This is a genomic window from Amycolatopsis marina, assembly GCF_900111885.1.
GTDB lineage: Bacteria > Actinomycetota > Actinomycetes > Mycobacteriales > Pseudonocardiaceae > Amycolatopsis > Amycolatopsis marina.
In genome coordinates, this window is record NZ_FOKG01000048.1 from 1 (window position 1) to 12,231 (window position 12,231).

Annotated in this window: 9 protein-coding genes; 6 read left to right on the plus strand and 3 right to left on the minus strand. The window is 67.4% G+C overall.

The genetic code is table 11. From position 1 onward, the window contains the following. Positions 1-821, minus strand: an 821-nt coding sequence (locus BM199_RS32870) for an ABC transporter ATP-binding protein (protein ID WP_143102005.1), incomplete at its 3' end; no start/stop codon positions are given. A gap of 69 nt (positions 822-890) precedes the next feature. Continuing rightward, complete coding sequence (locus tag BM199_RS32875) at positions 891-1,637, minus strand: hypothetical protein (protein WP_143102006.1); 747 nt, start codon at positions 1,635-1,637, stop codon at positions 891-893. A gap of 452 nt (positions 1,638-2,089) precedes the next feature. Between BM199_RS32875 and BM199_RS32880 the strand changes: the two genes are divergently transcribed. Beyond that, entirely contained in the window at positions 2,090-2,683 is a 594-nt protein-coding gene (locus BM199_RS32880) for a hypothetical protein (protein ID WP_091680064.1), read from the plus strand. 82 nt (positions 2,684-2,765) lie between these two features. On the opposite strand, the gene BM199_RS34865 is transcribed toward BM199_RS32880, so the two are convergent. Continuing rightward, entirely contained in the window at positions 2,766-4,850 is a 2,085-nt protein-coding gene (locus BM199_RS34865) for a DUF6801 domain-containing protein (protein ID WP_245789028.1), read from the minus strand. 443 nt (positions 4,851-5,293) lie between these two features. Here BM199_RS34865 and BM199_RS32900 point away from each other — a divergent pair, with 443 nt between their 5' ends. The 5 genes from BM199_RS32900 to BM199_RS34165 all read left to right on the plus strand — a co-directional run. After that, complete coding sequence (locus tag BM199_RS32900) at positions 5,294-7,072, plus strand: glycosyl transferase (RefSeq protein ID WP_245789029.1); 1,779 nt, start codon at positions 5,294-5,296, stop codon at positions 7,070-7,072. 102 nt (positions 7,073-7,174) lie between these two features. Then, positions 7,175-8,119, plus strand: a complete 945-nt coding sequence (locus BM199_RS32905; protein ID WP_091680067.1) for an ATP-binding cassette domain-containing protein — start codon at positions 7,175-7,177, stop codon at positions 8,117-8,119. Then, complete coding sequence (locus BM199_RS32910) at positions 8,116-8,970, plus strand: ABC transporter permease (protein WP_091680078.1); 855 nt, start codon at positions 8,116-8,118, stop codon at positions 8,968-8,970. The genes BM199_RS32905 and BM199_RS32910 overlap by 4 nt, the downstream gene beginning before the upstream one ends. 462 nt (positions 8,971-9,432) lie before the next feature. Then, positions 9,433-11,259, plus strand: coding sequence for an AfsR/SARP family transcriptional regulator (locus tag BM199_RS32915; RefSeq protein WP_177242899.1), 1,827 nt, complete (start codon positions 9,433-9,435; stop codon positions 11,257-11,259). A gap of 29 nt (positions 11,260-11,288) precedes the next feature. Further along, positions 11,289-12,231 (plus strand): lytic transglycosylase domain-containing protein (locus tag BM199_RS34165; protein WP_425425626.1); only part of this gene is annotated, 943 nt, incomplete at its 3' end.

A 12,231-nucleotide genomic window follows, 5' to 3' on the forward strand; every position in this document is an offset into this window, starting at 1 on the left:
GAGCCGTCGGAGTGCCCGGCATCGGCCTGGGCCTGCTCGCGGGCCATCTGGGCGGAGTCCTTTTCCTCGCTCATCCCGATGGGACCCAGTCGGCGACCGTTGAGGAACTGCTCCACCACCGGCTCGTCCGAGGTCAGCAACACCTCCCGCGGCCCGAACATCACCAACTCCTTGCGGAACAACATCCCCAGGTTGTCCGGCACCGTCCGAGCCACGTTGATGTTGTGCGTCACGATCAGAATCGTCGCGTCGATCTGCGCGTTCAGATCAATCAGCAACTGCGACAAATACGCCGTCCGAACCGGATCCAAACCCGAATCCGGTTCATCACACAGAATGATCTCCGGATCCAGCACCAACGCCCGCGCCAACCCCGCACGCTTACGCATGCCACCGGAAATCTCCCCCGGCAACTTCGTCTCCGCGCCGGCCAGACCCGTCATCTCCAGCTTCTCCAGCACGATCCGCCGGACCTCGGTCTCCGACTTGCGCGTGTGCTCCCGCAACGGAAAAGCCACGTTGTCATACAAGTTCATCGACCCGAACAACGCGCCGTCCTGAAACAGCACCCCGAACAACTTGCGAATCTCGTAAAGGGTCTTTTCCGAACAGTCGCAGAGGTTCGTCCCGTTGATGATGATTCGTCCGGCGTCCGGCTTGAGCAGACCGATCAGGCACTTGAGGAAGACCGACTTCCCGGTTCCCGACGGGCCGAGCATCGCCGACACCTCGCCCGGAGGCAGCGTCAGCGACACGTCCCGCCAGATGGCCTGCTTACCGAAGGACTTCGTCAGGCCCTGCACCTCGACCTCAACGCCCATCACACCTCCCGTGGCCGATGTGTCCGGGAACGCCCTCGCGGACAAAGCTGTCCATCTCCCTTCTCCGGTTCATCCCGCCTCGCAGACTTCCCGCGTGATGCACCGGATCGAGAGTGTCGTGCGGAGTTCGTTGCCAGGACCGGACACGAGCCCGGAGAGCACGCGGTCGAGGTCCTCCCGCACCCCGCAGCCGGAGAACGACGGCATGTCGAAAGTGGAGACCACCTCGGTCGGTGGCGCCTCTGGCGTCAACCCGAGAACTCCCTTGATCCTGATCGAGGCCGGAATCCGGGTACGGCACCCGGGTCCCGCGTCCAGCGGGACACCGTCCACCCGGACGTCCTTGAGTGCGATGAGGATCTTCGCCGTGACGTCGGCGTCCGCTGCGAGACCGTGTTCGCCCGGCACGATCTTGACCGTCCCCGTCGCCTCACCGTCCGGTATGAGTTCCACCGTGCTGGTCACCGGCATGATGCCGAAGGTGACGAAGTATCCCTTCGCCGCGGGAAGAGTCAGGTTTCCCCGCAGTGTCCCCGTGGATTTGACCAGTGCGTCGAAGCGGCCGCGTGGAACAGTCAGGTTCGAACCCAGTTTCGCGATTCGGGTGACGGAGTCCACCCAGTAACCGGCCACGATGCCGTCGCCGGGAGGTGCGTCCGCGGGCTGGAGGTCGGCGGACGTGGCCGACGTGGCTGCGGCCTGTCTGGCCTCGATCCCTGCCGAAGCGGATCCCGAACTCAGCACTGCCCCGGTCGTCCCCAGGGCAAGAGCGATGGCGAGTACGCGGGCCACCATGCCCGATCGACGTAGCATCATCTGCCGGTACCTGCCCTGCGGGAATTAGAATTCATGGCGGCCACACCCATTATTGGTCGGCCGGATTCGTTACCGGCCGGTACGTTACTGGTCACCCACTGGTCGCACAAGAAGCAGTGGAACGGTTGACGGGAAAGTACGCACGAGCGGCAGTTTTTGTTGTCAGCTTCAGTGCCCGGTAGCCGGAACCTCACTCCCGCACAACAGCTCGCTGCCCGACAAGTACCTCTTTCCCGCCAGGTCAGCCCACATCCGGCCGAACGGAGCAGCGACGGCGGAGCTTTGTCATGAGCGTGACAACCAGCCGAATCATTTCCGTCACCGGCATGGCAAACAACGGGATGGCGAAGAAAAGGCCAAATCAGCCGTTCACGCTCCATATCGTCGCCGCAAACGTGTCGTTAGAGTAACCGTCGAACATTTCCCGAAGACACTCTGGAAGGAAGGCCTGCATGCCATTTCGAGTTCTGCCCGACGTCCGGGTGCTGATCTGCGCCGTGGCGGCGGGCGCCCTGACGCTGACCTCGGCGGCGTGTGGGCCGGAAACCTCCACTCCGGCGCCACAGCAGCCATCCACCGCACTGGCTGCTGATCCGGAGGCAGTGGTCTGGGCGGATCAGGTGTGCCAGGCGATTCAGGGTCAGGCGGGCAAGCTGTCCACACTGCCCGCACTCGATTCGGCGGAACCGCGGCGACTGAAGCAGGGAATGATCACCTATCTCGACACCCTTTCGGAGGCGTTCGGCGACCTGGTGGCGCGAATCGAGGCAACTGGTCCGCCACCTGTGGCGAACGGCGAAGCCCTGCTCTCGCGCACCACGACGACCCTGCGCGACACAAAGGAGTCCATCGAAACGGCACGCGGTACCGCGAACGAGGCGAGCACGGAGGATCCAGCCGCTTTCCAGGCGACCATGACCGCCGTCGGCGAGGACATGGGGGAACTGCACCGCATGGAGGACCCCACCGGCGACCTGAAGGCGGATCCCGCACTCGGGAAGGCCTTTGCCGAAGCTGCGACATGCAAACAGATTGAAGGCGCGTAACCAGCAGGACCTACGCGAACTGCCCCTGGGCCACGTGGCCCAGGGGCAGTTCGTCATTGGTGGGCTCGGGAGCCCGTTCCGATCATCTCCTGTCGATGTTGAGTTCCAGCGTGTTGCCGGGGCCGGGAACGATCAGGTTGATGAATCCGGTGAGGAACCCGCAGCCGGCGAACTTCGGGATCCGGTACTTCCCGGAAAGGGTGCCGCCGACGAGGGGATCGAAACCCGCCCCGGACGTCACGTCGACCTCTGCCGGGGTGACCGTCTTGCACTTGTTCGACGTCATCATGGGCAGGCCGAGTACCCGCACGTCCAACAACCGGATCGACAACGTGGACGTGGCCTCGACACCACCGGCGTGCACCGTGCCGCTGGTACCGCCGACATCGTCGATGGCGACCTTGGACGTCGCAGGCAGGAAGCCGAACAGCTTGAACCTCAGCTTCGCGTTCGGCAACGTGAGATCCGCGTCGAACTCACCGGTCGGCGTGTCGAGCACCGCGTCCAGACTGCCCGGCCCGAGAGCGAGAGCGGCGTTCATCTTCTTGATCACCGTCTTGCCGTCGAGGTCGTAGGACAGCTCGACCTCCTCACCCGGCGGCTCCGTGGGCTCGGTGGGTTCCGTGGACTCCGTGGGCTCGGTCGGCTCCGTCGGCTCCGTCGGCTCCGTCGGCTCCGTCGGCTCCGTCGGCTCCGTCGGCTCCGTCGGCTCCGTCGGCTCCGTCGGCTCCGTGGGCTCCGTGGGCTCCGTGGGCTCCGTGGGCTCCGTGGGCTCCGTGGGCTCGGTCGGCTCGGTCGGCTCCGTCGGCTCGGTCGGCTCGGTCGGTTCCGTCGGCTCCGTGGGCTCCGTGGGCTCGGTCGGCTCGGTCGGCTCCGTCGGCTCCGTGGGCTCGGTCGGCTCGGTCGGTTCCGTCGGCTCCGTGGGCTCCGTGGGCTCCGTCGGCTCCGTCGGCTCCGTCGGCTCCGTCGGCTCCGTCGGATCGCCGACGATCTCGATGGTGCCCAGCGAGTTGTTCTGCCCCGGGTTCTGTGTGCAGTCCGAGGTGAACGTGCCAAGCCCGGTCTCCGAGCCGTCCTCCGTCTTCGGTGTCAGCGTGCTGCTGAAGTCTCCGACCGTCACTTCGGCGGTTCCCGCCTTCGGGAAGGCGATCGCCGGAGCCGACCCGCTGGTCACGATCTCGAAGGGACCGGACTCCGGAACCTCGGTCGACGGCACCGGCAGCGGGAGCTGCAGCGGCAGGTTCAGATCGGGTGCGGTGAGCGTTGCCCCAGCCGTGGCATCGCCCTCGACCGTGGCCGCACCGACGAGGTTCAGCCCTTCGGTCGCGGTCGACGGCACCGTCACGAGTGCTTCGAACCCGATGGGATCCGTCGCCTCGCCCACCGGCACGCTCTCCGGCAGGTTGGCATTGACCTTGACCGTCAGCTGCTGGTTCCCGATCAGTGGGAACGGGCATGTGTAGCTCAAGGTGGCCTCACCGGGCTCGTTCGGTGGTGGCTCCTCGGTCGGGGTGGTGGGATCGGTAGGCGGAGCATCCGGATCCGGCGGCGCGACCTCGAACGAGCCGAGCCGCGTGTTCTGATCCGGATTCAGGGTGCAGTTCGAGGTGAACGTGCCGAGCCCGGTCGGCGTGCCGTCCGCCCTCAGCGGAGTCAGGGTGGTGGCGAAGTTGCCGATGTCGACCGAGGCCGTGCCGCCCTCGCTGAACGTCACGGCAGGTGCCGAACCGCTGGCCAGAATTTCGAAGGTGCCGGAGGCCGGCACAGGTGTGGAAGGAACAGGCAGCGGCAGGGTCAACCCGAGCGGCGCGTCACGACCCGGCGCGGTCAGCGTCGCGCTCGCCTTGGCCGAACCCTCGACCGTGGCCGCCCCCACGAGGCTGAGTCCCTGGGTCGCGGTCTCCGGAACCGTCACCGTCGCCTGGTAGGTGATCGGATCGGACGGTTGCTCGGCGACGGCGTTGTCGGGCAGTTGAGAGTCGATCTTCACGTTCAGCTGCTGCTCGCCGATCAGGGGAAACGGACAAGTGTAGCCAAGCGTGATCGACACCGGCTGAGCGGCACTGGAACCCGCGCCGACCAGGCCCACCATGGCCACCGCGACCGACCCCACGGTCGCGAACGCGAGAGCGTGCGCCGCTCTTCTCGACTTCCAAGGAACTTTCATCAGTTTGTCTCTCCTACTGAGGCGAACACGAGGCAATCGCACATTGCACAGGCGCCAGAAGGGCCGCGGCTTTCCCCGCGGCGAAGCGTATTCCGTGCGGGATGCCGTTATGGCATCTCCCCAAACGCAGGTAATGTGATCGCAATATCGCGACCACAGGCCGTTAAACTACTCGCCAGTACGACCGGTCGCAAGAAACATATTCATGATCCATTAAAACAATCGCAACGAATCGAACAAGACCAGGACGGGCGGTTCTTTCTTGTCATTCTCGGGCGATCCGACATGGTCGATCCCGTGCTCAACTGACAGAAATACGGACGGTAGACAATGGCCAAAGAGCGCACTCGGGTCGTGAAGTGCACACATTGTCACGAGCACACGAATCACAACACACAACCTTGTCATGGGACTGAGTGGGGCCGTTCGAGGACAGGAGCGTCATGCTGACGACCACAATGGGCCGAACAGCGGTACCCACCGCAACCACCCGCTCCCACTGCCGTCCGGCGGACTGGATCATGGCTGCCGGAAGTGTGTTCGCGTCCTTTCTCATTTTCCGTCCGTTGTGGACTGCCGGTCCACGTACGTACCTGACCTCGAGCGGCCAGGACCAGAACATGTGGGAGTGGTTCTTCGCGGTCACCGCGGACGCGGTGTTCTCCGGAGCCAACCCACTGTTCACAGAGCTGCAGAACGTCCCGGCAGGCGTGAACCTGATGTCGAACACGGTGATGCTGGGAATGGGCGTGCCACTGGCCCCCGTGACCGCGGTGTTCGGTCCTTCGGTGACGTGGGCCCTGGTACTGACCGGCGGCCTGGCCGGCTCGGCTTTCGCCTGGTACTGGCTGCTGTCCCGCTGGGTGGTCTCTTCCTCCTGCGCTGCCGTGCTCGGCGGGATGTTCTGTGGCTTCGCCCCGCCGATCGTGTCGCACGCGAACGCACACCCCAATTTCGTCGTGCTGTTCGTACTGCCGCTGATGGTCGTCCAACTGCTGCGTCTCGCACACGGGGCGCGGCCGTCCCGCGCAGGCACCATCCTTGGCCTGCTTGCCGTATGGCAGGTGTTCCTCGGCGAGGAACCACTGCTGATCGCCGCGCTGGCGCTGGTCCTGTTCGCCTCGGCGTACGCCCTGTCCCGGCCACAGCAGGTGGCCACGATGGCCGCCCCCGTGGCCAGAGGACTCGCGGTCGCCGCCGCTGTCTGTGTTCCGCTGGTCGCCTTTCCGTTGTGGTGGCAGTTCTTCGGGCCACAGAGCTACCGATCACTCGAGCACGGACCATCGGGAAACGATGCGGCCGCCTTCACCGCGTTCGCGACCGAGTCCGTCGCGGGCGTCCCTGGTGCGGCAGGTGAGTTGTCCCTGAACCGCACCGAGGAGAACGCCTTCTTCGGCTGGCCGCTGATGTTGCTGCTGGCCGTGCTGACGTTGGCACTGTGGCGGGACGCGGTCGCTCGCGCCGCAGCCGTCGCGATGTGGCTGCTGGCCTGGATATCCACCGGTATCGTGCTGTTCGTCGCGGGTACCGGCACCGGTGTCGGCGGACCCTGGCTCGGCATGTTCCGGCTCCCGCTGCTGGAATCCGTGCTGGAGTCCCGATTCGCACTGGGCTGCGTTCCCTTCATCGGGATACTGCTCGCGCGCGCCACGCAGCATGTCCTCGCGGCCGGAACCGCGAGCGGATCGGCACACCTGCCGCTGCGCTACGTGTGGGCCGCGGCACTCGTCCTCACCCTGCTGCCGGCCGCGCCGACCGAACTGCGTACTCATCAGCGGCCCGAGATCCCCCGTTTCTTCGCCAGTGGCATCTGGCAGAGCTACGTCGACCCCGGCGGCAGCGTCGTGTTCGCGCCCCTGCCCGACACCGGTGACGCCGAGCCACTGCACTGGCAGGTCAGCACCGAACTGCGGTTTCCGATCGCCGAGGGTTACTTCGTCGCACCGCACGGCCCGGACCGTTCCGGCAACTACGGCGCGCAGCGACGCCCGACTTCCTGGCTGCTGGAGCGGATCACCCGGACCGGGGTCGCACCGCACATCGGCCTGGCCGACCGGCTCCGGGCGCAGGCGGATCTCCGGTTCTGGCGGGCCGACGTGGTGGTCCTGGTACCCCGGCGGCACCAGGACGAACTTCGCCTCACGGTGGAGCGGCTGGTCGGTTCACCTGGCCGGGTCGTCGGCGGTGTCTGGGTCTGGGACGTCCGGGCACTGGTGCGATGAGGTACGGGAGTGCTCCAGCATCGCTCAAGGCAGGCGAAAACAGTGGCGTCCGGTCACGGTCCTGCCGCTTCGTCGCCGCGCTCGGGGCTAGGTTCGGCGCCCATGGAGGGTCCGCGGATCGAGGTGATCGGTCTCGGCAAGTCGTACGCCGGAGTGACTGCGCTCGACGGGGTGAACCTGCGGCTCGGCGGGGGCGGCGTGCTGGCCGTGCTCGGGCACAACGGTGCGGGCAAGACCACGCTGCTCGACATTCTCAGCACCCGGACCCTGCCGAGCACGGGAACCGCCACCGTCTGCGGATATGACGTGGTGCGCAAGCCCCGTTCCGTGCGCCGCCGGGTGGGGGTCACAGGTCAGTCCGTGGCCGTCGACGACACGCTGTCGGCGCGGGGGAACCTGGTGCTGATCGCCCGGCTGCTGGGTGCGCGCCCGGCCGCGGCAAGGGCACGGGCGGGAGAACTCATCGACACCTTCGACCTTGCCGACGCCGCGGACCGGCCCGCGCGGACCTATTCCGGGGGCATGCGCAGGCGGCTGGATCTGGCCGCGGGGCTGGTCGGTGATCCGGACGTGTTGTTCCTCGACGAGCCGACCACAGGTCTGGATCCGGTGAGCCGCAACGGACTCTGGGAGATCGTCGGCCGTCTTGCCGAGAACGGGACGACCGTGCTGCTCAGCACGCAGTACCTGGAGGAGGCGGACCGCCTGGCTGACGAGATCGTCGTGCTCGGTATGGGTCGGGTCGTCGCCTCCGGCACCCCGGACCAGCTCAAGGCCGGCATCGGTCGCAGGACGGTGACGATGTCCTTCGCCGATGCGGACACCGCCCGCGATGCGGCCTTCGTGTTGAACAACTCGGGGATGGAACCACTGCACGATCAGGCGAACCGGACCGTCACCGCGCCCCTGCACGCGGCGGGTGACCTCGCGGACTTCATCCGGAGCCTGGACCGGCTGGAAATCGGGATCGGCGAGCTGACCGTCGCAGAGCCCACCCTCGACGATGTGTATCTCGCGCTGCACCGCACGGGTTGGCGGACACCGTGAGCAGGCACAGCCTCGGCGCTACCGCGGCTGCCGCGCCGCCCCGAGGCGCGGTACGGGACGATCCTCGGCAGTGGACCGGCAGCAGCTTTCGCGTGCAGGTGTGGGTGTTGACCCAGCGGTCACTGCGTTCCGCCTTCGGCGACGCCAGGCTGGTGTTTCTCGGTCTGCTTCAGCCAGTGGTACTGCTGTTGCTGTTCAGTCAGGTGTTCGCCGGCGTAGGCACACTCCCCGGAGTGGCCGAGTACGGCGGCTATATCAACTTCCTGATGCCGGCGACAATGGTGAACATCGCCATGACCAGCGCGATGGGGTCGGGAGCGGGGTTGCTCGCCGAGACCTATACCGGAGTGCTCGGCCGGTTCCGGCGCATGCCGATCAGCCTGCTCTCGGTTCTGCTCGCGCGCACCCTGTCCGACACCGCAAGGCTCGCCGTCCAACTCGCCGTCGCCATCGTCGCGGCCGTGCTGGCACTGGGTTTCTCCGCTCGTGGCGGCGTGCTCGGGATGACCGCCGCCCTTGCCGTGACGCTGGTGGTGGGCTGGGGTCTCGGGTGGGTGTTCGTGGCGCTCGCCACCTGGCTGAAGAAGCCCGAGACCATGCAGGCGGTGACTTTCATCGCGGTGTTTCCGCTGATGTTCGGTTCGAGTGCGTACATGCCGCTGGACACTATGCCCGCCTGGATGCGGGCCGTGTCGACGGTGAACCCGTTGACCTACGCCATCGACGCCATCCGCGCTCTCTCCCTGGGACGCCCGGTAGGCATGTCCGTGGTGCTCGCGCTCGTGCTGGCGCTGACGACCGCGACGCTCGGCGCCACCGCAGCGACCCGCAACTTCCGCCGCAGCGCCTGAACGATCGTGTCGCGCGTTTTCACCGGCACTGAGGTAGCTCACCTTCATGACATGGCACAGAACTCGAACTCGTCCCCGCGTGCACAGTTTTTCCTACCGATCCTGGTTCCCGTCGCGGACCACTGACCTGCGGAGATTTCCCGTCTAGCATCCATGGTTGGTGATCGTCGTTCCCACCACGACGGTCCGAATTGCACAACCAGGCCCATGCGGATGAGCACGCGGAAGTCGGTATGGCGGGGAGGAACCCGCCGTGATCACCGGATGTCTCCGGCCGGCGCCGTCATTTCGAGGGGCCGTGCCGACGTTCTTGAGCGTCGATCGCAAGAGAGGGAAGCAGATGGAAATCAGCGGGAGTTCCGCGATCGTGCCCGGGGGCTCGGGCGGCTTGGGGTACGGCACCCTCGTGCGGCACGTCTGCGAGAACGACCACCTCGACCGCGGACGCACACGGGAGTCGGCATGCCGGTGAGGGTGAGTGTGTTCGGGGCCCTGCGGCTGGTCCGCGACGGCGAGCAGGTCACCCCGTCACAACCCAAGCTGCGCCAGCTGATCGCGCTGCTCGCGGTGAACGAGGGTGAGGTCGTGCGACTGGAGTCCATCACCGCGGAGTTGTGGGACGAGACACCGTCGGACAAGCGCATCAGGATCATCCAGACATATATCTCGCAACTACGCAGGATCTTGTTCTCCCCGGGGGCGAACCGTCCTATCGGGACCACGGGAGCGCTTGAGCATCTGGCGAAGGTCGGCTACCGGCTCGTGCTGTCCTCCGACGACCATCTCGATCTGCGCGAGTTCCACCACTTCCGTACCGCGGGAGACGACAACATCGCGGCCCTGCGAGCCGCGACCGACCTGAGTCGTGGGTGCGCGCTCGCCGACGTCGCGCTGGGTCCGGAGCTGCGGGAACACCGAGCCAGGCTGGACGCGAACCGCACGGCCGTGTTCGAGGAGTACCTCAGACAGCAGCTGCGAGCGGGCAGGCCGGGTGCTGTACTCGAGCAGGCCGAGCGAATTCGGGCCGAGGACCCCCGGCACGAGGAGCTCTACGCCAGCCTTGTCCTGGCGCTGGGGGCGAGCGGCAGGCGCGCGGACGCGGTCGAACTGTTCCACACACTGCGCGGCCGCCGGGTGCGGGACACCGGGATCGAACCCGGTGCCGCACTGCGGTCCGCCTTCGAGCAGGTGCTCGCGGACACGGCGAACGAGCACCGCGAGCAGACCGTCATCAGCGAGCCGCCCGCTCGTCCGGCGGCGCCCGCACAGGTGCCCCAGAACGATCCGGGCTTCCTCGGTTTCGCCGCCGAACTCGAAGCGGCGTCGGCGGCGCTGACCGGTCTCCGTCGCAGCAGGCCCGCCGTTCTCGCGGTCGTGGGTGCACCGGGAGCGGGTACCACCACGTTCTGCACCAGACTGGCCAACGGTGTCAGCGCACACTTCCCCGATGGACAGCTCTTCGCCGACCTCGCCGTGGTGGCTCCCCAGGACGCGCTCGCCGGATTCATCAACGCCGTACGGCCGGGCGCCCACGTTCCAGCCGACCGGCACGAGCGGGTACGCCTCTTCCGGGAGTGCACCACGGGCAAGCGGATACTGGTGGTACTCGACCACGTCCGTTGCGGACTCGACGTGCCCATGCTCCAACCGGGGTCCGCCGGCGGCGCGATGCTACTGGGGTGCTCGGCGAGAATAGGCATCGACACCGTGACATCGGCGATGGACCTGCCCAGGATGAGCGAGAGCGAACTGCTGCTGTTGCTGACGCGGCGGATCGGCAGGGCCAGGGTGGAACGGGAACGAGCCATCGCGCACGACCTCGTCACCTGGTGCTCCGGCCATCCGCTCGGGGTCGCGCTGATCGCGTCACTCGTGCGCACTCGTCCACATTGGTCATTGGGGAGGCTGCTGCGCAGGCTGGCCCACGAACCCTCCCCGCAGACGCTCGCCGCGGGCGGATTCGACATCGTCGCCAGTGTCCGGCAACGGACCGATCTGCTGGACAGCGCGGAAATGGCCTGGCTCGGCGCCTTCGCGCGGGCCGAACCAGGTCCGGATCCTGTTCCGGTCACCTGGGCCGCCGACGTCCTGCGCACTCCGGTGCACACTGCGGAACGCATGCTCGAGCGGCTGGTCGAAGTGCGCCTCGCCGACCCACACGCACCCGCACGCGGCGGGCCGGGGGGACGTTATCGCTACCGGCTCGACCCCCTCTATCAGTTGGCCGTCCTCGACATCGCGGGCCGGCAGGAGAACCGCCTCGCCACCGCCCAGCAGACCGCATCCTGACCCGGGAGGAACCCGTGGGACGTCACCACATCGCGCGACCGCCCCGACGGCGCCGGCCGAACATCTGGCATGCCCTGCGGTGGCGCTATCGTGGTGCCACGGCGACGCTGGGTGGAACGCTGGCCGTCGTGCCCGCGACCGTGGCGGTGATCGCGGCGGGCGGCTGGGCCGGTGGACAGCCCGTACCCGACGCGCCCGGAGTCACCCGGGTGCTCGGGCTCGAAGGCGGAGTGGACACGGGCCTCGCGCCGGTCGCGGTGAACGGCAGCCTGCCCGACGCCGCGCAGCCCGCCGCACTGCCCGCACCGCTGAGTTCGGGTCAGCCCCCAACCACGGCGCGACTGTCCGTGGGGTCGCTGGGTCCCGGCGGCGCGTTGGGGATTCCGGGGTCGGCGTTGCAGGCCTACCGCAAGGCGGCCGAGCGGATGGCCGCCGAACAACCCGGCTGCGGGATCGACTGGGCCCTGATCGCCAGCATCGGCCGCATCGAGTCCAACCACGCCCGCGGCGGCTACGTCGACGCGAACGGCACCACCCGCGAACCCATCCTCGGCCCCGTCCTCAACGGCATCGGCCCCGTCGCCGCCATCCGCGACACCGACAACGGCCGCCACGACGGCGACACCACCTGGGACCGCGCCGTCGGCCCCACCCAGTTCATCCCCTCCACCTGGATCCACTACGCCGCCGACGGCAACAACGACGGCACCGCCGACCCCAACAACATCTACGACGCCGCCCTCGCCACCGCCCGCTACCTCTGCTCCGGCGGCTTCGACCTCACCGACCCCGAACAGCTCCGCGCCGCCGTCTACCGCTACAACCACTCCGACACCTACGTCAACACCGTCATCCTCTGGGCCACCGCCTACCGAGGCGGCGTCACCCCCACCCCCGACAGCACCGTGCCCACCGGCACCACCCACAACACCACCACCACCGGCGCACCCAACCCCACCACACCCCCACCAC